Annotated in this window: 26 protein-coding genes; 15 read left to right on the top strand and 11 right to left on the bottom strand. The window is 72.2% G+C overall.

Translation table 11 applies throughout. The annotated features are described in order from the left end of the window. Positions 1–52: 52 nt before the first annotated feature. On the top strand, positions 53–778 hold the full coding sequence (locus E3328_RS07305) for a DUF2103 domain-containing protein (RefSeq protein WP_135363928.1): 726 nt from the start codon (positions 53–55) through the stop codon (positions 776–778). Positions 779–814: 36 nt separating this feature from the next. On the opposite strand, the gene E3328_RS07300 is transcribed toward E3328_RS07305, so the two are convergent. Next, positions 815–1,354: an NUDIX hydrolase gene (locus E3328_RS07300; RefSeq protein WP_135363927.1), complete on the bottom strand. Its 540-nt coding sequence runs from the start codon at positions 1,352–1,354 to the stop codon at positions 815–817. A gap of 193 nt (positions 1,355–1,547) precedes the next feature. Here E3328_RS07300 and E3328_RS07295 point away from each other — a divergent pair, with 193 nt between their 5' ends. From E3328_RS07295 to E3328_RS07265, 7 genes are all read left to right on the top strand, one after another. Next, positions 1,548–1,826 carry a 50S ribosomal protein L37ae gene (locus tag E3328_RS07295; protein WP_135363926.1) on the top strand — a complete coding sequence of 93 codons (279 nt, stop codon included), beginning with the start codon at positions 1,548–1,550 and terminating at the stop codon, positions 1,824–1,826. Further along, positions 1,823–1,957: a DNA-directed RNA polymerase subunit P gene (locus E3328_RS07290; protein ID WP_135363925.1), complete on the top strand. Its 135-nt coding sequence runs from the start codon at positions 1,823–1,825 to the stop codon at positions 1,955–1,957. The genes E3328_RS07295 and E3328_RS07290 overlap by 4 nt, the downstream gene beginning before the upstream one ends. 9 nt (positions 1,958–1,966) lie before the next feature. Continuing rightward, complete coding sequence (locus tag E3328_RS07285; protein WP_135363924.1) at positions 1,967–2,218, top strand: KEOPS complex subunit Pcc1; 252 nt, start codon at positions 1,967–1,969, stop codon at positions 2,216–2,218. 111 nt (positions 2,219–2,329) lie between these two features. Beyond that, positions 2,330–5,005: a PAS domain-containing protein gene (locus E3328_RS07280; protein ID WP_167837330.1), complete on the top strand. Its 2,676-nt coding sequence runs from the start codon at positions 2,330–2,332 to the stop codon at positions 5,003–5,005. A gap of 123 nt (positions 5,006–5,128) precedes the next feature. Further along, on the top strand, positions 5,129–5,533 hold the full coding sequence (locus E3328_RS07275; protein WP_135363922.1) for a DUF7344 domain-containing protein: 405 nt from the start codon (positions 5,129–5,131) through the stop codon (positions 5,531–5,533). Between the two features lie 127 nt (positions 5,534–5,660). Further along, a complete protein-coding gene (locus E3328_RS07270) occupies positions 5,661–6,056 on the top strand; it encodes a prefoldin subunit beta (RefSeq protein ID WP_135363921.1) in 396 nt (131 codons plus the stop codon). Further along, the gene (locus E3328_RS07265; protein WP_135363920.1) at positions 6,057–6,326 is read left to right on the top strand and encodes a DUF3194 domain-containing protein; all 270 of its coding nucleotides are present in this window, start codon (positions 6,057–6,059) and stop codon (positions 6,324–6,326) included. 278 nt (positions 6,327–6,604) lie between these two features. On the opposite strand, the gene E3328_RS07260 is transcribed toward E3328_RS07265, so the two are convergent. Next, positions 6,605–6,853 carry a DUF8142 family protein gene (locus tag E3328_RS07260; protein WP_135363919.1) on the bottom strand — a complete coding sequence of 83 codons (249 nt, stop codon included), beginning with the start codon at positions 6,851–6,853 and terminating at the stop codon, positions 6,605–6,607. Positions 6,854–6,978: 125 nt separating this feature from the next. On the opposite strand from E3328_RS07260, the gene E3328_RS07255 reads away from it, so the two are divergent. Next, positions 6,979–8,445 (top strand): hypothetical protein, encoded by a 1,467-nt coding sequence (locus E3328_RS07255; RefSeq protein WP_135363918.1) that lies wholly within the window; start codon positions 6,979–6,981, stop codon positions 8,443–8,445. A 2-nt stretch (positions 8,446–8,447) separates the two neighbouring features. Next, positions 8,448–8,771 (top strand): DUF7410 domain-containing protein, encoded by a 324-nt coding sequence (locus E3328_RS07250; protein WP_135363917.1) that lies wholly within the window; start codon positions 8,448–8,450, stop codon positions 8,769–8,771. A 213-nt stretch (positions 8,772–8,984) separates the two neighbouring features. Here E3328_RS07250 and E3328_RS07245 read toward each other — a convergent pair whose 3' ends face one another. After that, complete coding sequence (locus tag E3328_RS07245) at positions 8,985–9,452, bottom strand: hypothetical protein (RefSeq protein WP_135363916.1); 468 nt, start codon at positions 9,450–9,452, stop codon at positions 8,985–8,987. A gap of 250 nt (positions 9,453–9,702) precedes the next feature. Then, the gene (locus E3328_RS07240) at positions 9,703–10,497 is read right to left on the bottom strand and encodes an SDR family NAD(P)-dependent oxidoreductase (protein ID WP_135363915.1); all 795 of its coding nucleotides are present in this window, start codon (positions 10,495–10,497) and stop codon (positions 9,703–9,705) included. 149 nt (positions 10,498–10,646) lie between these two features. Between E3328_RS07240 and E3328_RS07235 the strand changes: the two genes are divergently transcribed. Both E3328_RS07235 and E3328_RS07230 read left to right on the top strand, forming a co-directional pair. After that, entirely contained in the window at positions 10,647–10,832 is a 186-nt protein-coding gene (locus E3328_RS07235; protein WP_135363914.1) for a DUF7836 family putative zinc-binding protein, read from the top strand. Positions 10,833–10,948: 116 nt separating this feature from the next. After that, positions 10,949–11,638, top strand: coding sequence for an HAD family hydrolase (locus E3328_RS07230; protein ID WP_135363913.1), 690 nt, complete (start codon positions 10,949–10,951; stop codon positions 11,636–11,638). On the opposite strand, the gene E3328_RS07225 is transcribed toward E3328_RS07230, so the two are convergent. Beyond that, positions 11,621–12,286 carry a hypothetical protein gene (locus E3328_RS07225; RefSeq protein ID WP_135363912.1) on the bottom strand — a complete coding sequence of 222 codons (666 nt, stop codon included), beginning with the start codon at positions 12,284–12,286 and terminating at the stop codon, positions 11,621–11,623. The genes E3328_RS07230 and E3328_RS07225 overlap by 18 nt on opposite strands. Positions 12,287–12,412: 126 nt before the next feature. Here E3328_RS07225 and E3328_RS07220 point away from each other — a divergent pair, with 126 nt between their 5' ends. Beyond that, positions 12,413–13,003 (top strand): ArsR/SmtB family transcription factor, encoded by a 591-nt coding sequence (locus E3328_RS07220; protein WP_135363911.1) that lies wholly within the window; start codon positions 12,413–12,415, stop codon positions 13,001–13,003. Positions 13,004–13,039: 36 nt separating this feature from the next. Here the strand turns inward: E3328_RS07220 and E3328_RS07215 are convergent, their stop codons facing one another. From E3328_RS07215 to E3328_RS07190, 6 genes are all read right to left on the bottom strand, one after another. After that, the gene (locus E3328_RS07215) at positions 13,040–13,846 is read right to left on the bottom strand and encodes a 2-amino-3,7-dideoxy-D-threo-hept-6-ulosonate synthase (RefSeq protein WP_135363910.1); all 807 of its coding nucleotides are present in this window, start codon (positions 13,844–13,846) and stop codon (positions 13,040–13,042) included. Between the two features lie 60 nt (positions 13,847–13,906). Further along, the gene (gene trpA / locus E3328_RS07210) at positions 13,907–14,755 is read right to left on the bottom strand and encodes a tryptophan synthase subunit alpha (protein ID WP_135363909.1); all 849 of its coding nucleotides are present in this window, start codon (positions 14,753–14,755) and stop codon (positions 13,907–13,909) included. Next, on the bottom strand, positions 14,755–16,011 hold the full coding sequence (trpB, locus tag E3328_RS07205; protein WP_135363908.1) for a tryptophan synthase subunit beta: 1,257 nt from the start codon (positions 16,009–16,011) through the stop codon (positions 14,755–14,757). The genes trpA and trpB overlap by 1 nt, the downstream gene beginning before the upstream one ends. Then, entirely contained in the window at positions 16,008–16,850 is an 843-nt protein-coding gene (gene trpC / locus E3328_RS07200) for an indole-3-glycerol phosphate synthase (protein ID WP_135363907.1), read from the bottom strand. The genes trpB and trpC overlap by 4 nt, the downstream gene beginning before the upstream one ends. 626 nt (positions 16,851–17,476) lie before the next feature. Then, positions 17,477–18,157, bottom strand: coding sequence for a DUF7546 family protein (locus E3328_RS07195; protein WP_135363906.1), 681 nt, complete (start codon positions 18,155–18,157; stop codon positions 17,477–17,479). 3 nt (positions 18,158–18,160) lie between these two features. Beyond that, on the bottom strand, positions 18,161–19,600 hold the full coding sequence (locus E3328_RS07190) for a heme o synthase (protein WP_135363905.1): 1,440 nt from the start codon (positions 19,598–19,600) through the stop codon (positions 18,161–18,163). Between the two features lie 179 nt (positions 19,601–19,779). Here E3328_RS07190 and coxB point away from each other — a divergent pair, with 179 nt between their 5' ends. After that, positions 19,780–20,559, top strand: coding sequence for a cytochrome c oxidase subunit II (gene coxB, locus E3328_RS07185; RefSeq protein ID WP_135363904.1), 780 nt, complete (start codon positions 19,780–19,782; stop codon positions 20,557–20,559). Positions 20,560–20,734: 175 nt separating this feature from the next. Then, positions 20,735–21,172 (top strand): MaoC family dehydratase, encoded by a 438-nt coding sequence (locus tag E3328_RS07180; protein ID WP_135363903.1) that lies wholly within the window; start codon positions 20,735–20,737, stop codon positions 21,170–21,172. Positions 21,173–21,206: the final 34 nt, after the last annotated feature.

Raw genomic sequence — 21,206 nt, 5'->3', positions numbered from 1 at the left:
GGAACGGCCCGTTCCGCGCTCCTTTTGCCGCTCGACCGGAATATCCCCGTACATGGAGTGTCGGCGCTGTGGCTCGTCGCTGGAGCGGCCGGGCGACTACTGCCTGGTCTGTCGCTCCGACAACGCCGACGCCGTCGTCCTCGAACTGGACCGGGACCGCGCCCGCGTGACGACGCTCGTCGACGAGGAGGTCGTCGGCGTCCGCGAGGTGACCACGACGCCCGAGGACGGCGACGAGAGCGAGGTGGTCGAGTTGCGCAACTTCGCCGGGCTGGTCGCCGACGAGGTGCGCCGCAAGCGCCCCGAGGAGGTGTACGCGACGGGCGACCGGGAGGTCCTGCGGGCGGTCCGCGGGCAGTTGCACCACGAGTTCTACCGCGTCGGCGACGAGGACGACCCCGTCGAGTCTGTCCTCGCCCGGCGGGGCGAGGCCCCGCTGGAGGTCGTCGACGCGGCGCCGAGCGAGAAGATCGGCGGCTCGCACTCGACGCTCGTCGGCGGCCGGGCGGGCAAGCGGGCCATCCGGACCGTCGCCGGCCACCCCCACGTCAAGAAGATCATCCCCGGCCCCATCGACGCCGGCGGCTCGGGCTCGCGGTCGGGCGTCCGCGCCAAGGCCACCCGCGCCGGCGAGAACGGCAACGTCCGGCTGCTCATCCGCGACGGCTCCTCGGTGCAGGAGAACCGCGTCGTCACGACGGCCCGCGAGCGCGAGCTCGGCGAAGTGGTCCGGGAGGACCTCAACGAGGCGCTGCGCGAGGCCGACCTGCAGGACTGACCGACACCGATCTCGCGGGCGAGCACCCGGAGCGTTCTACTCGTCGCCGACGGCATCGAACGCGGCCAGCAGCTGGTCGCGGCCGGAGGCCCGGAAGGGGGCGTCGATCTCGCGCAGTTCGGCGCGGGAGACGAACCGCGCGTCGGCGGCGTCGGAGGCGGCCGCGACCGTCCCCGTCGCCGCGTCGGCGGGCGCAGCGTAGTTGAACGACACCATCGTCGTCGCGTCGAACTCCAGGAAGCCGTCGCCGAGCAGTTGCAGGTCGGCGGGCGCCACCGACAGCCCGGTCTCCTCTTCGAGTTCGCGCGCGGCGCCGGCGCGGGGCGGTTCGCCGTGTTCGACCCGGCCGCCGGGCAGCGCCCACTCGCCGGCGTCCTCGCCGACGCCCAGCCGGACCAGCAGCAGTTCGTCGCCGTCGACGACCGTCGCCCGTGCCATCGGGACCGGGTTCCGGTAGACCGTCAGGTCGCAGGCCGCGCAGTACGGGCGCGTCCCGTCGGATGTCTCCCGTTCGCCGAGTTCGGCGCCGCAGGTCGGGCAGTGCGTGACGGTGTCGGTCTCGACCGTCCATCCCATGTCCAGTCCGTCGCGCGGCGACGGCAAACGAGTTGCCCTCGCGGGCCGTGACGCGGCGGCGGGCGAGTGGCCGCCGGCAGCCGGGCGGTCTGCGAGCGGCTGTCGGCGACCGGGCGGCGGCCGGCGCGTCGAGCGGTGCGGGCGGCTGCGACTCGCAGGGTTTATACGGCCCACTGCCGGACGGTACGATACTATGGCCGAACAGCAGGGACGAACCGGGAGCGCGGGACGGTTCGGCGCGCGGTACGGCCGCGTCGCCCGCCGCCGCGTCGCCGAGATCGAGAGCGAGATGAACGAGGACCACGAGTGCCCCGAGTGCGGCGAGGACCGCGTCGACCGCCAGGGCACCGGTATCTGGGAGTGCGGCTACTGCGGGCACACCTTCACCGGCGGCGCGTACAGCCCGACGACCCCCGGCGGCCGGACGGTCACCCGGTCGATCCGCGCCGCGCTCGCCGACGACGACGAATGAGCTACAAGTGTTCCCGCTGCAAGCGCGACGTCGAACTGGACGAGTACGGCGGCGTCCGCTGTCCGTACTGCGGCCACCGCGTGCTCCTGAAGGAGCGCAGCCGCGACGTGAAGGAAGTCGACGTACAGTAGCGCGGAGCCGTGGACCACGAGGCCGTTTTCGACTGCGAGTATCCGGACGCCGAGCGCGCGCGCCGCGTCGAGCGCAGCGTCGCCGTCGAGGCCGGCGACATCGAGGGCGACCGCACGACCGCGACGCTGGAGCGCGACGGCGCGACGCTGACCGTCACCGTCAGCGCCGCCGACCTCGTCGCGTTGCGGGCCGGCTGTAACACCTGGCTGTCGCTCGTCGCCGTCGCCGAGGAGTGCGGGGCCGCCGTGACGGCGGACTGACGGAGCGGCGAGCCGACCTACCGCTCCCGCGAACCAGGCCCACAAGTTATGAGCCTCGGCGCTGTACCGTACGCCCATCATGGGTAGGTACCACGTGTGGGAGGGGGGTCCGTGAGCGAGCGGGTCGAGGGTCGCGGGGCGGCGGACGACCCCCTCGTCGACGAGTTGCTGGACGCGGTCGACGACCCGGCGGTCGTCTGCGGTCCGGACGGCGCGATCCGCGTCTGGAACGGCCCGTTCGCCGAACGGGTCGAGGCGGACCCGCGGGAGTCGTCGGTCGGCGAGGTCGTCGACTGCCCGAGCGACCCGCTGGAACGGGCCGTCGAGACCGGCGAGCGCACCATCGGGAACGGCGTCGTCGACGGGACCGGCCGGGAGGTCACCGTCGCCGTCCGGCCGGTCGAGCGCGAGGGGGGCGTCACGGTCGCGGTCGTGACGTTCGCCGAGCCGACCGACCCCTTCGAGACCGAGCGGGCGCTCTACGAGGCCAGCGTCGACGCAGCCGCCGACGCGGTGTACGTGGTCGACCGCTCGCACACGATCCGGGCGGCCAGCGACGGGTTCACCCGGTTCACGGGCGTCCCGACCGAGCGCGTCGAGGGCCGGGACGTGGACTGCCTGCGCGAGCTCGGGATCATCGACGGCGAGATCTTCCACGAGGGGATGCGCGCGCTGCGCGCGCTGTTCGCGGGCGGGGCCGAGAGCCGGACGGTCACCTCGGAGGTCCGGCTCGACGGCGGGACGGGCGTCGTCGAGAACCGCATGACGCCGATCGAGCGCGGCGGCGAGGTGGTGGCGGTCGTCAACGTCGTCCGAGACGTGACCGAGCGCGAGCGCCGCCGGGAGGCGCTGGCGGCCAACCGCGAGCGGCTCGGCACCATCATGGCGGACCTGCCGGTGATGATGGTCGTCGTCGACGGGGACGGGCGGGTCGACCACTGTCAGGGGCTGGACTTCGACGCGCTGGTCTGCGACCGCGAGGAGTTCCTCGGCGAACCGGTCGAGGCGTTCGAACCCGTCTGCCCGGACCTGGTCGATGGGTTCCGGCGGGCGCTCGACGGGGAGACGACCGTCGAGACGGCGACGATCGACGGCCGGACCTACAAGGCGTGTCTCGAACCCCTCTCGGAGTCGGCGACGACCGGCGAGGGCCGCGACGACGCGTCGGACACGGGCGCCATCGCCGTCGCCATCGACATCACCGACCGCGAGCGCCGCGAGGAGGAGATCCAGGCGCGCGAACAGGAGCTGCGGGCGGTCATCGACAGCAGCCCCGACCCCATCGCCATGCAGGACACCGAGGGGCGCTACCAGGTCGTCAACAGGGCGATGCTCGGGAACCTGGGGATGGACCGCGACGCGGTCGTCGGGGCCACAACCGGCGACGTGTTCGCCGACCCGGTCGCCGAGCGGATGGAGGACCACCGGCGGGCGGTCCTGGAGTCCGGCCGGGCCCGGACCGTCGAGGAGGAACTGGCCGGCGGGGACGGCGAGCTGGTCGTCCAGCTGACGATCGCGCCGTACCGCGGCCCCGACGGCGAGGTGCAGGGGACCGTCACCATCGCCCGGGACATCACCGAGCTGGAGCGCCAGCGCGGCGAGCTGGAGACGCTGGCGGAGATCCAGGAGCTCGTCCAGGAGAGCGTGCGCGCGCTGACGGGGGCGACGACCAGCGAGGCCGTCAAGGAGACCGTCTGCGAGCGGCTGGCCGAGTCGGAGTACTACGAGTTCGCCTGGATCGGCGGGCGCGAGGCCTCCGAGCGGGAGCTGCGGCCGGAGTGTTGTGCCGGGATCGCCGACGACTACCTCGAGGAGATCACGGTCACGGTCGGGGCGGGCGAGCGGGGCGGCGGCCCGGCCGCCGAGGCCTACCGCACCGGCGAGGTGCAGGTCGTCCACGACATCGCGAGCGACCCGGTCTTCGAGCCCTGGCGGACGGCCGCCGTCGAGAACGGGTTCGGGTCGATGGTCGCGGTGCCGCTGACCCACGGGGCGACGACCCACGGCCTGCTGGCGGTGTACGCCGCCCGCCCGAACGCCTTCAGCAAGCGGGAGCTGGCGGGCTTCGAGACGCTCGGCGAGGCGGTCGGGTTCGCGCTCGCGGCCGCCCAGTACCGCCGGCTCGTCGAGTCGGACTCCGTCCTCGAACTGGAGTTCGAGGTCCACGGCGACCTCCCGCTGTTCGAGGCCAGCCGCGAACACGGCTGTCGGTTCGAGATCGACCACGCCGTCCGGACCGGCGACGACCGCGTCGTCAACTACCTCACCGTCGAGGGCGTCGACCCCGAGGTCGGCGCGGCGGCCGCCCGGGAGCTGTCCAACCTCGAGGAGATCCGCGAACTCGACCGCGAGGACGGCCCCCACTTCGAGATGACGCTGACCGACTCCGCCTTCCGGTACCTGGCCGACGCCGGCGCGCGCGGCAAACGCGGCGTCGTCGAGGACGGCGTCGGCCGCATGCTCGTCGAGGCGCCGGCGGATCTCGACGTGCGGCAGGTCACCGAGGCGATGGACGCCCGGTTCCCCGAGGTGCAGCTGGCCGCCAAGCGCGAGCGCCACCGGACCGACGCCCCCTGGTGGCCGGGCCACGGCGACATCGGCGCCCGGCTGACCGACCGCCAGCGCGCGGTCCTCAAGACCGCCTACTACAACGGCTACTACGAGTGGCCCCGCGAGGCCGACTCCGAGACGCTGGCCGACTCGCTGGACATCGCATCGACCACCTTCCTCCAGCACCTCCGCAAGGGCCACCGCCGCGTCCTCGAGGCGATGTTCGACTCCCAGTGACCCCGCCGGCCCACCGCGCCGGGAACGTCCGGCTCTCGGAACAGGTGAGCGAGACAACAGGTACCCTAGGCTTCTAGGGCCGATATTCTTGATGGAGAGCGGGCAACGGTAGGGTAGATGGGTATGAGTGAACGGAGCGGGTCAACGGACGACGGACGTGGTCGCGCGGAGCCTGCGGTCGAGGACCTGGAGGGGGATCGGCCGTTCATCGACACGGTGTTCGAGGCCCTGTCGGACTGGCGGCGCCGCGAGGTCTGCCAGTTCTTCCGGGAGGGCGACGTGAGCACCGCGACGGTGGACGAACTGGCGATGCTGCTGGCGGCCAGCGAGCCCTCGGGTCTGGGGGAGGCCCGCGGGCGCAGCCACGACGAGTTCGCGACGGAGCTCGTGGAGACGCACCTCCCGCGGCTCGACGCGGCGGGCGTCGTCGACTACGACCACCGCTCGGACACGGTCCGCTACTGGGGCCAGCCGACCGTCGAGAAGTGGCTCGAACACGTCACCGAGGTCGACGGCCGCAACAACTGACGGGTCCGGCGGCGCGACGGACACGGTCGGGACCCGAACGGCGCCGCGGTCGGGCCCGGCGGCCGGACCGCTCGCCGTCCCGACTCGAAAGCGGGGGTTTTTCACCACGGGTCCCGCACGGCAAGGTATGCAGGGTAATCTGCCGCCTGAAGCACAGGAGAAGCTCGAGGAACTGCAGGACCTACAGGAGAAGGCCCAGCAGGTCGCCGCGCAGAAACAGCAGGCCGAGACCCAGCTCCAGGAGGCCGAGACGGCCCTCGAGGAGCTCGAGAACATCGACGAGGACGCCGGCATGTACCGCCGCGTCGGCGAGCTGCTCGTCCAGACGGAGTACGGCGAGGCCCAGGACGACCTCGAGGAGAAGGTCGACAGCCTCGAAGTGCGCGTCGAGACGCTGGAGAAGCAGGAGGAGCGCGTCCAGGAGCAGTTCGAGGAGCTCCAGACCGAACTCCAGAACATGCTCCAGGGCGGCGGCGCGGGCGGTCCGGGCGGCATGGGCGGCCCGGGTGCCGGCGGCGCGTAGATGCCGACCGACGACGCGGCGGCCGACGGGGACGCCGACCCGACGGACGAGGAGGTCGTCCAGACCGCGGCCGAGGCCGCCGAAACCGTCGTCTTCTCGCGGTTCGACCGGTCGGCGGTCGACGACCTCGACGTGACCGTCACCTTCGAGGACGGGGTCCTGGAGGTCGACGTGTACCTCAACGCGCCCGACGCCGCGGGCGACCCCGACCGCGTCGCCGACGACGCCGCCCTGGCCGCGCGCGGCGCCGTCGACGACCTGTTCGCGTAACCCGGCCGGTCCTCGGCCGGCGACGCTCGCTCCGGTAGTGACGACGCTGGCTCGCCCAGTGGCGACGCTTGCCAGTGGAATCGCTGTCCGACTATCCACGAATGCCGCTCGCGACGCCGTGGGGCTACGCCATGTAGTGCTGCTCACGACGCCGTCGCTCGACACGAAGCCACTGCTCGGCGAATCCGGCCGGCGTCATACGGATGATTGCAAGCGTTTACCGGGTCGACCGCACGCGGTCGTGCGGTCGATCCCGGACTGTCTTGCAATCATCCGTATCAGTCGTGGTCGACCTCGGCGACCGCGGGGTCGTCGTCGACCACGCGGTCCCCGACGAAGCCCGAGCGGAAGGCGATCCAGGCGAGCGCGCTCATGAAGAGGATGGGCGGGAGGATCATGAAGCCCCACAGCGGGTTGATCCCCCACCCCAGCAGGAGGAGCACGTCCGCCACCCCGAGCAGGAGGAAGGGCAACACCGCCAGCGCCGCCCGCTTCCGGTTGTACCCCCCCTCGTCGGTCTCGGCCATACCCGGCCTTGGGTACCCACCGCAAAAAGCGACGCGCTCTCGCGCGCGGCGGCGTCCGTCCGGCGGGACGAACCGGCGGGACGAGCGAGCAGTTAACAGGCTCCGGTCGGAAGGGTGGCCAACGCATGACGGGGACCGGACCGGGTCGGCGCGGGCGACGGCTCGGGCAGTTCGTCGCGGCCGCGCTCGCGCTCGCGGCCGTCGCCGGGCGCGCGGCCGCCCACTCGGGGTCGCTGGGCGGGTCGGTCGCCTCGGCGACGGTGCCGACGTGGCTGACCATTCTCACGGGCGGTGTCGTCGTCGGTGGCTCCTTCCTGTTCACGACGCTGCTCACGGACCACGACGCGATGCGCGGGGTGAACTGGTGGCGTCTCGCCCTCCCGGCGCCCGCCCGGATCCGTCGGACGGTCGTCCCGTTCGCCCGCGCGCTCTCGGTGGGCGTGCTCCTCCTGGTGGTGGCGACCGGGTTCGTCGGCCCGCGCGAGGGCGTCCGGAACTTCGCGCTCCTCGTGGTGTGGGTCGGCTGGTGGGCGGGCTACACGGCGACGACCTACCTCGTCGGGAACACCTGGCCCGCGCTGAACCCCTGGCGCGCGCCGCTCGCGGCGGCCCGGTGGGTCCGCGCCAGCCCCGACGAGCGCGGCGGTGACGCCGACGAGGGAGACGATACCGACGGCTCCGTCGTCGGCGGCGTCTCGCTCCCGGCCTCGTGGGGCCGCTGGCCGGCGGTCGGCGGGCTACTCGCGCTGGTCTGGCTGGAGGTCGTCAGCCCGGTCGGCGAGAACTCGCGACTGCTCGCGGGCGTCGTGGTGGCGTACACGCTGGCGACCGTCGCCGGGTCGCTGCTCGTCGGTGAGTCGTGGTTCGACCGCGTCGACCCGATCAGTAGTGTCTTCGCCGCGTACGGACGCGTCGCACCGCTCCAGCGCGACGCCGACGGCTCGCTCGCCGTCCGGTTGCCCGGGACGGCGCTGACGGAGGATCCCCTCCCGGACCGGCCCGGCGAGGTCGCCTTCGTCGTCGCCCTGCTGTGGGTGACGACCTACGACGGCCTCGTCGCGACGCCGGCCTGGGCGGCGGCCGTCGAGCCCGTCGTCGCCCTCGGCGTCCCGGGTCTCGCCGTCTACGCCGCGGTCCTGCTGGCCGGGTTCGGCCTGTTCCTCGGCGTCTACCGGCTGGCCGCGCGGCGAGTGCGGACGAGCGCCGACACCTACGTCACCGCGCGGGCCATCGAGCGGTGGTTCGCGCCCGCCCTGCTGCCCATCGCCGCCGGCTACCACCTCGCGCACTTCCTGGGCTACTTCCTCGGGCTCGCGCCCGCGCTCGCCGCGGTCGCCGCGAGCCCGTTCGCGCCGCCGGCCACGCCGATAGCGCTCGTCCTGCCGGGCTGGTTCGCGTCCGCGAAACTCCTGTTCGTCCTCGGCGGGCACGTCCTGGCCATCTGGGTCGCCCATTCGCTGGCGTTCGAACTGTTTCCAGGTGTTCTGGCCGCCATCCGGAGCCAGTATCCCTCCGTAGTGGTGATGGTCTTTTACACGATGACCTCCCTATGGGTGATCACGCAACCGTACGCGCCGCCGCCGTACGTCTGACCATGCCCGACGACACCGCCGCTCCACCGCACGCCGACCGCGCGCCCGCGCTCCGGCCGAGTCGCGACACCGCGGTCCCCGCCGACGAGGAGCCCGCCGCGACGTGTTCGCACTGTGGCTGTCCGTTCCGGAGCGAACACGCCCGCGACCTCCACGTCGGCGAGCGCCACGACCCGACGCCGGCCGAGCGCGAGCGCTACGAGGCCGCGCTGGAGACCGAGCGCGACGACCTCTGGCTGTTCCACGCCAAGGCTGTCGTCGCGCTGGGCGTCACCTACGCCGCGACCGTCATCCTCTACATGGCCGTCCTCGGCAGTTTCTTCTGACCCGGCGCCGCCGCTCGACGACCGACGGTCGTCCGAAAACAGCGCGTGCGCGACGGCGCGACGGGCGGGAACGGTCCGACGCGCCGGGGGAACGATGGGGACCGCACGGAGCGTGTGACTGCGGTGGGGTGTGCGGCTACAGGTGGAGCGTGTGACTTCGGATGGGTGTGACCGTGGGTGGAGCGTGTGACTGGGCCGCGTCAGCGGGAATCCTTACGGCGCGGGCGTGGCGGTCGCGTTGCCCGTCTCGGCCGGCTCGTCGGCGTCGTCGTCCGGCGTCAGGTCGCTGATCCGCTCGCCGAGCGACTGGGCGCCGTCGACGGCGCCGCCGGCGACGCTCCCGACCGTCTCGTGGATGTCGCTCACGAAGTCGGGCACCTGCGCGGGCACGTCGACGGGCGGTCCCTGGCTCCCGCTGGCGGCGTCGGCCGCGCCCGCGGCGGGCACGTTCGAGGGCGGCCCGCGGCGAGCGTCGGAGTCGTTCTCGTCCGCCTCGGAGTCGTTCGCGTCGTCGGCCGCGGACCCGTTCTCGGCTGCCTCGTCCGCGTCGTCCTGTGCGTGGTCGTCTGCCTGTGCGGTCCCGTCCTGCGCGTGGTCGGGTGCGTTGCCCGGCATCGCCACGGCTGCGCCGGTCGCGACCAGCAGGACGCTCGCGAACACTGCGGCGAGTTTGAGTTTCATTTCTATCTGCGTCCACTCGCTCCGTGGACGGCGGACCCCTTGAAGGGGGCAAGCGCTCGCCCCGGATTTGGCCGGTTTTGAGCCGGTTTGTCTCGGTTTGTTCCCGGTCAGAACCCGGTTTCAGAGGGATTAGATCGGCGATCCGGGGGAGCGACCGGAACCGGCGGTAGACCCCTCTGTCCACGGGCCGCGCGCGCTCGTCCGGCTGCTCGTCGGGGGTGGCACGGCCCCCGGGGGACCGCGCAAGCAGTCAGCAGACCTGCCACCCGCCGTCGACGTGGAGGAGTTCGCCGGTCGTGTAGCCGGCGGCGTCGCTGGCGAGGTAACAGATGGCCGGGGCCACGTCCGCCGGGACGCCCGCGCGCCCCATCGGGATGTCCTTGAGGAAGCCGTCCTCGCCGCCGCCGGCCGACTGCTTGGCCTCCTCGGTCCACCCTTCGAGGAACTCGGTGGCGATCTGGCCCGGCGCGACGGCGTTGACCCGGATCCCCGACTCGGCCAGGTCGAGGGCGGCGCCGCGGGTGAGCATCCGCACGGCGCCCTTGGTCGCGTCGTAGCCCACCTGGCCGTGCTGGGCGAGCGAGGAGCTGATCGAGGCGGTGTTGACGACGGCACCGGGCTCGTCGCGCTCGATCATGTCGCGGGCGGCGACCTGCGTGCCGAGGAAGACGCCGCGGACGTTGACCCCGAACATGGCGTCGAGGTCGGCGGCGTCGAGGTCGGTGACCGACCCGCCGCGGAACAGCCCGGCGTTGTTGACCATCACGTCGACGCCGCCGAGTTCGCGGACCGCCGCGACGACGCTCTCGACCTCGTTCCGGTCGCTCACGTCCGTCTCGACGAACTCGGCGTCGCCGCCCGACGCCTCGATGCGTTCGTCGGTCGGCGTCTCGGCGTCGAGGTCCTTGGGCTCGCGGCGCACGTCGGCGACGACCACGGTCGCGCCAGCCTCGGCGAAGTCCAGGGCCGTGGCGCGGCCGATGCCGGAGCTGCCGCCGGTGACGATGACCACCTCGTCGCTGAAGTCGAAGGTCGCGGTTCCCATGGTCGAGCTGTCGGCCGAGCGGGACAAAACCCCACCGGCGGCCCGCTCGCGGGGTCGCCTCGCGGTCCTCGGGGTCCCGGCGGGTCCGACCCGCCTGTCCTTCGGGAATCGCCACAAGGCTCTTTCGGGACGCGCTCCCACGGACGAGTATGCAGGAGGCCTGGATCCAGCTCCAGTGTCCCGAATGCGGCGAACAGTGGGAAGCCAACCCCGCCGACCTCCCCGAACCGGACGCGGAGTTCGGGTGCAAGGACTGCGAGGAACGGCGCCCCCTCTCGGAGTTCACCAAGACCGCCCGCGACTTCGAGATCCTGGAGGAGTTCCACGGGAGCTAGGGACCGCGCCGCGACCGCGGTCGACCCCCGCCCGCGGCCGTCGCCCGCTCTCGCCCGTGCTAGCCGGCCCCACGCGGCCGAAACGCTTAGGCGCGCTCGCCCGGACGCTCGACCGCATGGGCGAGTTCGACGCCGTCTGTTTCGACCTCGACAGCACGCTCTGCGTCGCCGAGCAGTCCGACGCCGAGATCCACGCCGCCGTCTTCGACCGCGTCGGCCTCGACCCCCTGTTCTCGCCCGCCGACGTGCGCGCCGTCGACGCGACGGACCTGCCGACCGCCCACTCCGACCGGGAGTTCTACGAGCACCTCTACCGGGCGGTCTGCGCCGACGTGGGCGCCGACCGGGCCCACGCCCCCGAACTGGCCGAGGCGACCGTCGAGGTGGTCGACGAGACCGCCGTGAGCTTCCGCGAGGGAGCCCGCGAGGCGCTCGACCACGTTCGGGAGCGCCACGAGGTCGGCCTCGTGACGAACGGCGGCGAGGCGACCCAGACCGCGAAGCTGGAGCGGCTGGGGGTCGCCGACGCCTTCGACGCGACCGTCTTCTGCGACCCCGCGAACGGGGTGGAGCCGAAACCCGACACCGAACCGTTCGAGCGAGTGCTGGCCGACCTCGACGCCCCGGCCGGTCGAACCCTCTACGTCGGCGACAGCCACGGCGCGGACGTGGTCGGCGCGCACGCGGCGGGACTGCACTCGGCGTGGGTGCCGCTGGTCCGCCACGACGCCGCGCCGCCCGCCGATCCCGACCCCGCGCCGACCCACCGGCTGGACGGGATGGCCGAGCTACCGGACGTGCTCTGAAACCGGGGTTCCGTCGCCCGCGCCGACCAGTTCGAACCGGACCGCGAGCGCCGGCGGCCCGTCGTAGACGAAGCGGTACTCGCCCGCCGGGAGCGCCTCGCAGACGACGAACTTCCCGGCCGAGAAGCCCGCGGCGCTCGCGCGGAACGACCACTCGAAGCCCTCGCCGGGGTCGTGGACGTGAGCGGTGGCGTTGAACCCGCCGCGACCCGCGGGGAACCGCGTGACCGTCCGCCACGCCTCGCCGTCCAGCCGCTGGAGCGCGTAGCGGTGGCGGGTGCCGGTCGACCGTTCCCCGTCCGCGACGTTCGTCAGTTCGAACTCGACGGCGTCGCCGCGCTCGACGACCCGCTCGCTCGCGGTCAGGTCGAAGCCGTCCGCCCCCGCTGGGAGACCGCCGCTCGACCCGATCCGGGGCGCGGTTTCGCCTCCCGAACAGTCCGGCGGGGTTCCGACGGACGGCGTCGGTGTCTCAGCGGACGCCGCCGCGGTCCCGCCGGCGGTCGCCGCTGTCGCGTCGCTTCCCGAGTTGGCCACGGCGGTCCCGGAGGCCAGCCCCTCGGGGACCGAACCTGTCCCGAGACAGCCGGCGAGCGACGCTCCTGCGAGCAGTGCGACCGCCGCGACCGTGCGGGTTCCGTCGCGCATGGCCGGTCCGACGGCCGGGGAGTACCTCAACGTCCGGTGAACTAAAACGGCGATTTACGCGGTGGGCACGTTCAAGGTGGCGGGCGCCGTCGGCCCGCGTATCGTGAACGCGAGGGGAGTCGAGCCGTGAGGAGCATCTTCCCGCTGCGGTCCGAGCCCGACGTGGACGACCGGGAGCCGAAGCTGGTGAACCTCGCCGAGGCCGACGCCGACGAGGTGTTCGACGCCCTGGGGTCGGAGACGGCCCGCTCGCTGCTGCTCGAACTGCACGACGAACCCCGGCCGGCCTCCGAGCTCGCCGAGGCGGTCGACACCAGCGTCCAGAACGTCCAGTACCACCTGACGAAACTCGAAGCCGCGGACCTCGTCGAGGGCGTCGACACCTGGTACTCAGAGAGCGGGTCGGAGATGACGGTCTACGCGCCCGCCGACGAGTCGCTGGTGCTATTTGCGGGCGAGGACCCGAAGTCGTCGCTGCGCCGGCTGCTGGAGCGGCTGGTCGGCGCCGCGGGCGCGCTGGCCGTCGGCGCCGTCGCCGTCGCGCTCGCAGTGGGCGGTCGCGAGGGGACCGAGCCGACGGTTAACGCGACGACAAACATGAGCGGGCCGCCCGTGGGACCGACCGGCGCCGGGACCGACCCGCTGGTCGCCGCCGGCGCCTTCCTCGCGGGCGGCCTGTTCGTCCTCGCGGTGCTGGTCGTCGTCGAGCGACTGTGAGAGAACGGCGAGTCGAGGTCGAAACCGTCGTCTGCGTCAGGCCTCGACGGGGAGGCCGGCCCGTTCGGCGGCCTCCTCGGCGCCGGCGTCGTCGTGGAGGACGGCCGCGACGGCGCGGGTGATGGCCTCGGGGTCGTCGTGCTGGAAGATCGACCGGCCCATCGAGACGCCGTCCGCGCCGGCGTCGACGGCGCCGCGGACCATCGAGAGGGTCTCGCGGTCGGTGCCCTTCGAGCCGCCGGCGATGACGACCGGGAGGGCGGTCGACTCGACGACGCGACCGAACGTCTCGGCGGAGCCGCTGTAGGCGGTCTTGACCACGTCGGCGCCCAGTTCTTCCGCGAGGCGGACGGCGTGGCCCAGATCCTCGGCGAACAGCTCGGGGTCGTCGTCGCGCACGTCGTGGCCGCGGGCGTAGGCCATCGCGAGCGTGGGCAGGCCGTAGCGCTCGGCCTCGCTGGTGACCTCGGCGAGCTCCGAGATCTGGTCCGGTTCGTGCTCGCTGCCGACGTTGATGTGGAAGGAGACGGCGTCGGCGCCCGCGCGGATGGCGTCCTCGACGGTGCCGGTCGGTCGCTTGTCGCTCTCGTCGGGGCCGATGCTGGTCGAGCCGTTGAGGTGGACGATGTAGCCCGCGTCGTTGGTGTTCGGGTGGACGCGGTCGGCGACGCCGCGCTGGGTGAGCACGGCGTCTGCGCCGCCGCGCGTGACGGCGTCGACGGTCGATTCGATGTCGACGAGGCCCTTGACGGCCCCCAGTGTGATCCCGTGGTCCATCGGGACGATCAGGTGCCGGCCCGCTGTCCCGATGCGGGCGAGGCGCGCGTCTTTCCCTGCGGTCATGTTGTGTGAGGGTGTGGCAAGTACGGTTATGTGCGTTCCGGTTGCGGACGGTACTGCGAGTCAGTCGGACCGTTCGGCGGCGGCCCGCTCGGCGCCGGCCAGCGCGCCCTCCTTGAGTTCGCGGGCCTTCGATTCGAGCCGCTGGACGGTCTCGGGGAACGGCTGGTCCACGTCGGGGTCGGCGCCGTCGGCGACGATGTCGACCAAGGCGGAGCCGACGATGACCCCGTCGGCGCCCGCGGCGACGATGCGCTCGGCGTGCTCGCCGGTCTTGATGCCGAACCCGACGGCCTTGGGAACCGCCCAGTCGTCGACGCGGGCCAGCGACTCTTCGGTCTGATCCGACACGTCGTCGCGGGCGCCGGTCACGCCCAGCCGCGCCTGCACGTAGACGTACCCCGAGACGTGCTCGCGCATCCGCTCCAGGCGCTCGCCTTTCGTCGTCGGCGCGATGATGAACACGAGGTCCTGGCCGAACTCGTCGCAGGCCTCCCGGAGCGGCCCCGCTTCCTCGGCGGGCAGGTCGACGACGACGAACCCCTCGATGCCGACCTCGCTGGCCCGCCGGGCGAACGCCCGCGGCCCCGTCTCCCCGGTCTCGGGGTGAGTGTACTGGGCGATGAGGTTGTAGTAGGTCATGCAGACCAGCGGCACGTCCACGTCCAGATCCTCGACGAACTCGAAGTACCGGTCGGGGGTCATCCCGCCCTCCAGCGAGCGGACGACGGCCTCCTGGATGGTCGACCCCTCCGCGATGGGCTCGGAGAACGGCAGGCCGAGTTCGATTACGTCGGCGCCGCCCCGCTCTAAGGCCTCGACGTACTCCAGCGACTCCTCGTAGGTGGGGTCGCCCGCGGCGACGTAGGGGACGAACGCGGGCTCGTCGGCGAAGACGCGTTCGAGTCCCATCAGAGGTCACCCCCGCTGCCCGCGGCGTCGCGCAGCACCGACATGTCCGGCGCCACGTCGAGGTCGCGCTTCTCGGTCTCCTCCAGCACGGTCTCCAGGTCCTTGTCGCCGCGGCCGGAGACGTTGACGATCACGAGGTCGCCGAGTTCGTCGTGGTGTTCCTTCAGGTAGCCGAACGCGTGGGCCGTCTCCAGCGCCGGGATGACGCCCTCGTCCTGCGAGAGCCGGTGGAACGCCTCCAGCGCGCTGTCGTCGTCGACGTTGACCGCGTCGACCCGGTCCTCGTCGACGAGGTGGGCCAGCTCGGGGCCGACGCCGGCGTAGTCCAGCCCGGCCGACACCGAGTGGGACTCCATGATCTGCCCGTGGGAGTCCTGCAGGAGTTTCGTGCGCGCGCCGTGGAGGACGCCCTCGTCGCCGGTCGACAGCGACGCCGAGTTGGGCGCGACCCCCTCCGCCTCGTCTACCTCCAGGGAGGACCCGCCGGCCTCGACTGCGTAGAGGCCCACGTCCTCGTCGTCGACGAAGTGGTGGAACGTGCCCATCGTGTTCGACCCGCCGCCGGCGCAGGCCAGGACCGAATCGGGCAGTCGGCCGGCCTTCTCCTGGACCTGTTCGCGGGCCTCCTCGGAGATGACCGCCTGGAAGTCCCGGACCATCGCCGGGAACGGGGCGGGGCCGACCACGCTCCCGATGACGTAGTGGGTCGTCTCGACGGTGGTCGCCCAGTCGCGCATCGTCTCCGAGATGGCCTCCTTCAGCGTCCCGCGGCCGGTCGTGACGGGGTTGACCTCGGCGCCGTTGATCTTCATCCGGAAGACGTTGGGGCGCTGGCGCCGGATGTCCGTCTCGCCCATGTAGATCTCGCAGGGCATGTCGAGGTGCGCGGCGGCCATCGCCGTCGCCGTCCCGTGCTGGCCGGCGCCCGTCTCGGCGATGATCCGCTCTTTGCCCATGTACTTCGCAAGCAGCACCTGCCCGAGGGCGTTGTTGAGCTTGTGCGCGCCGCCGTGGAGCAGGTCCTCGCGCTTGAGGTAGACCTCGGTGTCGTAGCGGTCCGACAGCGACTCCGCGTGCTGGAGCGGCAGCGGCCGCCCGCCGAAGTCGGCGAGTCGCCGCCGGAACTCGTCCATGAACCCGTCCTCGTTGTCGAGGACGTACCGCTCGTAGGCCTCGGTGAGCTCTTCGATGGCCGGCATCAGCGACTCCGGCACGAACTGTCCGCCGTACTCGCCGAACGTCTCGTCTGTGCTCATGATTGTGTGTCCGCCTCCGCCTGATTCTCCGCGGTCGTGTCCGATCCCGCCGCCGCGAGGCGCCGGGTGTTGGCCGCCACGTCGCTACCGCCCGCGGCGTCCATGATCGCCGACCCCACCAGCAGGGCGTCGGCGCCCGCCTCGCGCATCCGAACCGCGTCGTTCGTCGTCGCTATGCCGCTCTCCGCAATGAGGGTGACGTTTTCCGGCACCTCGGGCGCGACTGCCTCGAACGTCGCCAGGTCGACCTCCAGCTTCGCGAGGTCGCGGTTGTTCACGCCGATGATCTCCGCGCCCGCTTCGAGGGCTCGCTCGACCTCCGCGGCGGTGTGTGTCTCGACGAGCACCTGGAAACCCCGCTCGCGCGCCGCGGCCAGCAGGTCCGCCAGGTCGTCGGTCCCCTCCTCGTCGAGGAAGCGGACGATCAGCAGGACCACGTCCGCCTCGACGGCGTCGAGCTGTGCCTCGCGGACGACGAAGTCCTTCCGCAGGACCGGCACGTCCACCGCCGCGCGGACCCGTTCGAGCGCGTCGGTCGACCCCCCGAAGTGCTCGGGCTCGGTCAGCACCGACAGCGCCGCCGCGCCGCCCGCGACCATCGACTCGGCCAGCTCGACCGGGTCGTCGGTCCGCTCGCCGTCGGTCGTCGGGCTCGTCGGCTTGACCTCCGCGACCAGCGGGACGCGCCCGTCGGCCTCGGCCCGTTCGAGCGCCGCCGGCAGCGACCGGGCGTCCACCTCGACCCGCTCGCCGTCCGCGCCCTCCCGCGCCGCCGCGCGCTCGCGGGCCGCGTCGAGTATCGACCGCACCTTCGGTGCGATCCCATCATCAGTACTCATTGATGTCCACTAACGGACAGAGTTGTACATAAGGTTTGCGTCACGGGGACGACGGCGGTGTTCGAGGCGGTGGAGGTGTAGCGGCTGCGGTGCGGTTGGCGCGCGCTGGAGCGCGCGTTCATGCGCGCGACGGTAGCCGCGCGAGGGATTCGCGACTCGTGTGTCGCGAATCGGCTGGGGAGGCTCGTGGCCGTCTGCGGTGCTGTGCGGTTGCTGTGTCGTGCGGTTGCGGTTCCTGGTGGACTGAAAGGGCGAGGCGCGCTCGCGCCGATAGTCGCCTGAGCGGGCACTATCCGCGCGGGCGGTGCCGAGAGCGCGGATATCCCGCTCAGCGACCGCGAGCGCGGCGAGGGCTTTCAGCACTCGCTGTCGAGTGCAGTCGATCCAACTCTGAGCGTGCGCGGCGAGGGCTTTCAGCACTCGCTGTCGAGTGCAGTCGATCCAACTCTGAGCGAGCGCGGCGGGGGCTCTCATCGCTTGCTGTCCCAGGTAGTCGATTCGATCCAGAGCGAGCCTGTCGAGGGCTTTCACCGCTCACCGTCGAGTACGGTCACAGTCACCGGTCCTCCCGAACCAGATCGGCAAGAACTGGCCGAAACAGCCACACGAGACCCGATCGAAGTCGCTCAGTCACCACCGAAGGGGCGCCAGACCAGCAGCGCCACGGTGGCGACGAAGACGACGGTGGAGATGCCGTACGAGCCCGCCGAGACCGCGGCGGCGATGCCGGAGCCGCTGCCGACCACGCCCGTCGCGATCGACGCGAGCACCGGCCAGCTACAGGAGACGCAGGACAGCAGCCCCAGCACGCCGGTCACCGCCGAGCCGGCGGCGTCGAGGACGGTGGCGTACACGAGGTAGGCGAGCGTGAGGTAGCCGACCACCTTGTAGGGGATCAGCACCAGCGAGACGCCCATCCCGTTGTAGGTGACGGCCGGCGCCCAGCCCGGCGGGAGACTCGTCAGCGCGACGCCGAGGCCGAGCGACCCGTGGCCGGGGCCGACCAGCCCGCCGGTGTAGGCGAGGACGCCGAAGTAGCCGACGGCGAGTGCGGCGGCGACGGCGCGGTTGCGCCGGGACGCGGACGCGATGTCCGTCCGCGCGACCGCCCATATCGAGGCGTTGATCCAGACGAACGGGTAGACCCACAGGCGCAGCCCCCGCGCCGAGAGCAGGTCGGCCGACCCGAGCGCCGCGTAGGCCAGCAGGAGGAGCAGTTCGGTGTTGACGAGCAGGGCGCCCCACAGCAGCGTCGCGCGGCGGGGACGGAAGCGGTCGGCCAGGGAAGTAGTATCGACGGTAGCCATGGGTCAGACCGCCAGGGCGTCGACGACGATGGCGACCAGCAGCGCCCCGAGGTAGGCGTTGGAGGCGTGGAACGCGCGGAACGCCGCCGACTCGGTGCGCTCGCGGTGCAGCCGGAGGACCGCCCAGAGGAAGACGCCGCCGAAGACGCAGGTCGTCGCCGCGTACACCCACCCGAGCGCGGCCAGCTCCGCGAGCGCGACCGCGGCGACCAGCGTCGCCGCCAGGTAGTAGAGGATGTGCTTGCGGGTCGCGGCCTCGCCGCGGACGACGGGCATCATCGGGAACCCGCCCTTCGCGTAGTCGTCCTTGTACGCCAGCGCGAGGTTGTAGAAGTGCGCGGGCGTCCACAGGAAGATGACCCCCGCCAGCGCCGCGCCGGGGAGGCCGACCTCGCCGGTGACGGCCGCCCAGCCGATCAGCGCCGGGAGCGCGCCGGCGAACCCGCCGATGACCGTGTTCTGGACGGTGTTGGGCTTGAGGACGAGCGTGTAGACGACGCTGTAGAAGAGGATCGCCGACAGGCCGAGCGCGGCCGCGAGGGGGTTCAGCTGGGCGAACACGGCCAGCGAGGCCGCGGCGAGCGTCAGGCCGAACGCGACCGCCCGGCGGACCGGGATCTGGTGGGTCGCGATGGGTCGGTCGGACGTGCGGTCCATCTTCTTGTCCTTCTCGCGTTCGAGGACGTGGTTGAACGTGCCCGAGGCGCCGATGGCGAGGACGCCCCCGCCGAGGGTGAGGACGATCGTCCGCACGGTCAGGTCGGGCGGCCCCGTGGCGGCCAGCGCCATCCCGGCGGCGGCGACGAGACAGAGCAGCCACATCAGCCGCGGTTTCGTGAGCCGGAAGTACGCCGCCGCGGTCGCCGTGACCCGCGTCCGCAGCGGCAGGTCCGCGGGCGCGGTGGTGGGCGCGGGCGCGTCCCCGTCGGGTTCGGCGCCGTCCGCGGCGTCGTCGACGCCGGGTTCGACGGCCCATCCCTCCTCGGGCGCGTCGGGGGTCTCGGGTTCGAGTTCCCACGCGAGCGCGACCACGAGCGCGGTGAACAGGACCATCCCGACGGCGAGGTGGGCGCCGGTCAGCGCGGCGGTCGGGCCGGTCGTGACGACGAGGGCGCCGATGGCGACCTGGACCGGGAACAGGACCAGGGCGAGCGCGAGCGCGGCGAGCACGCGCCCGCGGATCGCGGCGCGGTCGCGGACGGCGGCGACGGCGGCGGCGACGGCGAGGACGCCGACGAGCAGGGCCACGACGCGGTGCCCCCAGGCGACCAGCAGCGCGGGGTCGGCGAGCGTGACCGGGCCGCGACAGACCGGCCACGACGTACACGCGCGGGCGGCGTCGGCGACCGCCGCCGTGGCACCCGCGGCGACGAGCAGGTAGACGCCCATCGCCGTCGCTGCGAGCAGGCTCGGGAACGACGGTCGGGAGGCGCGTCCGAACATGAGAGTCCGCTGTTGCCCCGACTTTGGGGCGTTCGCACTTAGTGTTCGCGCTTCGCGACCGGGACCGCCCGAGGCGGCCGCATACGTTCGGGGAAAGGCCCAGGTACGTCGTCCGGGCAACGTCGGACACCGCGCCGGATTCAGCACGTTAATATGCGGACAATCCCAAGCCGAGATCAATGAAGGGTAAGCGCGTCGCACTCCTGACGCTGTTCGCGGCCGCCCTGGCGGCGGTAGCGGTCGAGCCCGCCGCCGCCCAGTCGGCCGACACGACCACCGAGCGGCTCATCTGGAACCTGAACAACCAGCTCATGTACATCGCCGTCCCGATCACCATCCTCGTGGAGGCGATCCTCTTCTACACCGTCTGGAAGTTCAGGAACAACGAGTCGCCGCTCCCGACCAAGGAGAACCGCCGGCTGGAGATCACCTGGACCGTCGCCACGGCCATCATCCTGCTGTTCGTCGGCGTCGCCTCCTACCAGGTGCTGGCCGACCCGTTCGTCACCGCCACGCCCGACACCGACGTGGACTCCCTGACCGAGGGTGGTGAGGAGGCGCTCGAAGTGCAGGTGACCGCCCAGAAGTACAACTGGCAGTTCGAGTACGCCGAGTCGGGCGTCACGAACGCAAACACGCTGGTCCTGCCGACCGACCGGCCGGTGCGGCTGAACATCACGTCGTCGGACTGGCTGCACGCGTTCCACGCCCCCTCGATGGGACTGAAACAGGACGCGTTCCCCGGCCAGTCGAACTACATCGTCACCGAGGCGACCGACACGGGTGAACACCAGCTCTACTGCGCCGAGTACTGCGGCGTCGGCCACTCCCAGATGCTCGGCACCATCGAGGTGCGCACCCAGGAGGAGTTCCAGACCTGGCTCGACGAGAACGGCGCGGGCGACTCCGGGAACGGGAACGCCACCGCCGACGACGGGACGGCCGCCGTCTCGCCCTGACGGACGCCTCGCCGCCGACTCACTGCGACCGACCCATCGCCCACTCACCGCGGTCGACTCCGACCGCTCGCGACGCCCTCCGTTCTTCGACCGACATCGTTCCCCCGATAGCTCCCCGTTCGACTGGGGGGTCCGGCTGGAGGGCTTTTCAGCCGGCCGCGCGTACGCCCGGCCGATGGAGTACTTCGAGGACCTGACCGTCGGCGACACCGGCGAACACGGCAGCTACGAGGTGACCGCGGCGGAGATCACGGAGTTCGCGGAACGGTACGACCCCCAGCCGTTCCACACCGACCCCGAGGCGGCCGCCGACTCGCCGTTCGGCGGCCTGGTCGCCAGCGGCTGGCACACCGCCGCCGCGACGATGCGGCTGCTCGTCGACGGCCACCTCTCCGACGGCGCGACCCGGGGCGCGCTCGGCGTCGACGAACTCCGGTGGCGCCGCCCGGTCAGGCCCGGCGACGAACTCACGGTGCGGACCGAGATCGTCGACAAGGACGAGTGGGACGACGAATCGGGCCTCGTCTCGGTCCGGGTCACGACCGAGGCCGACGGCGAGGAGGCCCTCTCGATGGTCGGGCTCGTCCTCTACGAGCGGCGGGAGAAGCGGTGACTCGCGGCGGGCGACACGGAGAAGCGCCGCCGGC

It is taken from the genome of Halosimplex halophilum (assembly GCF_004698125.1).
GTDB lineage: Archaea > Halobacteriota > Halobacteria > Halobacteriales > Haloarculaceae > Halosimplex > Halosimplex halophilum.
This window is presented reverse-complemented; position numbering and strand designations above follow the sequence as displayed.

What these genes read in the sequence shown, in the direction of transcription:
- E3328_RS07305 (WP_135363928.1), top strand. Translation starts at nt 53, where the DNA reads ATGGAGTGTCGGCGCTGTGGCTCGTCGCTGGAGCGGCCGGGCGACTAC.
- E3328_RS07300 (WP_135363927.1), bottom strand. Translation starts at nt 1,354, where the DNA reads ATGGGATGGACGGTCGAGACCGACACCGTCACGCACTGCCCGACCTGC.
- E3328_RS07295 (WP_135363926.1), top strand. Translation starts at nt 1,548, where the DNA reads ATGGCCGAACAGCAGGGACGAACCGGGAGCGCGGGACGGTTCGGCGCG.
- E3328_RS07290 (WP_135363925.1), top strand. Translation starts at nt 1,823, where the DNA reads ATGAGCTACAAGTGTTCCCGCTGCAAGCGCGACGTCGAACTGGACGAG.
- E3328_RS07275 (WP_135363922.1), top strand. Translation starts at nt 5,129, where the DNA reads ATGAGTGAACGGAGCGGGTCAACGGACGACGGACGTGGTCGCGCGGAG.
- E3328_RS07270 (WP_135363921.1), top strand. Translation starts at nt 5,661, where the DNA reads ATGCAGGGTAATCTGCCGCCTGAAGCACAGGAGAAGCTCGAGGAACTG.
- E3328_RS07265 (WP_135363920.1), top strand. Translation starts at nt 6,057, where the DNA reads ATGCCGACCGACGACGCGGCGGCCGACGGGGACGCCGACCCGACGGAC.
- E3328_RS07260 (WP_135363919.1), bottom strand. Translation starts at nt 6,853, where the DNA reads ATGGCCGAGACCGACGAGGGGGGGTACAACCGGAAGCGGGCGGCGCTG.
- E3328_RS07255 (WP_135363918.1), top strand. Translation starts at nt 6,979, where the DNA reads ATGACGGGGACCGGACCGGGTCGGCGCGGGCGACGGCTCGGGCAGTTC.
- E3328_RS07250 (WP_135363917.1), top strand. Translation starts at nt 8,448, where the DNA reads ATGCCCGACGACACCGCCGCTCCACCGCACGCCGACCGCGCGCCCGCG.
- E3328_RS07245 (WP_135363916.1), bottom strand. Translation starts at nt 9,452, where the DNA reads ATGAAACTCAAACTCGCCGCAGTGTTCGCGAGCGTCCTGCTGGTCGCG.
- E3328_RS07240 (WP_135363915.1), bottom strand. Translation starts at nt 10,497, where the DNA reads ATGGGAACCGCGACCTTCGACTTCAGCGACGAGGTGGTCATCGTCACC.
- E3328_RS07235 (WP_135363914.1), top strand. Translation starts at nt 10,647, where the DNA reads ATGCAGGAGGCCTGGATCCAGCTCCAGTGTCCCGAATGCGGCGAACAG.
- E3328_RS07230 (WP_135363913.1), top strand. Translation starts at nt 10,949, where the DNA reads ATGGGCGAGTTCGACGCCGTCTGTTTCGACCTCGACAGCACGCTCTGC.
- E3328_RS07225 (WP_135363912.1), bottom strand. Translation starts at nt 12,286, where the DNA reads ATGCGCGACGGAACCCGCACGGTCGCGGCGGTCGCACTGCTCGCAGGA.
- E3328_RS07215 (WP_135363910.1), bottom strand. Translation starts at nt 13,846, where the DNA reads ATGACCGCAGGGAAAGACGCGCGCCTCGCCCGCATCGGGACAGCGGGC.
- trpA (WP_135363909.1), bottom strand. Translation starts at nt 14,755, where the DNA reads ATGGGACTCGAACGCGTCTTCGCCGACGAGCCCGCGTTCGTCCCCTAC.
- trpB (WP_135363908.1), bottom strand. Translation starts at nt 16,011, where the DNA reads ATGAGCACAGACGAGACGTTCGGCGAGTACGGCGGACAGTTCGTGCCG.
- trpC (WP_135363907.1), bottom strand. Translation starts at nt 16,850, where the DNA reads ATGAGTACTGATGATGGGATCGCACCGAAGGTGCGGTCGATACTCGAC.
- E3328_RS07195 (WP_135363906.1), bottom strand. Translation starts at nt 18,157, where the DNA reads ATGGCTACCGTCGATACTACTTCCCTGGCCGACCGCTTCCGTCCCCGC.
- E3328_RS07190 (WP_135363905.1), bottom strand. Translation starts at nt 19,600, where the DNA reads ATGTTCGGACGCGCCTCCCGACCGTCGTTCCCGAGCCTGCTCGCAGCG.
- coxB (WP_135363904.1), top strand. Translation starts at nt 19,780, where the DNA reads ATGAAGGGTAAGCGCGTCGCACTCCTGACGCTGTTCGCGGCCGCCCTG.
- E3328_RS07180 (WP_135363903.1), top strand. Translation starts at nt 20,735, where the DNA reads ATGGAGTACTTCGAGGACCTGACCGTCGGCGACACCGGCGAACACGGC.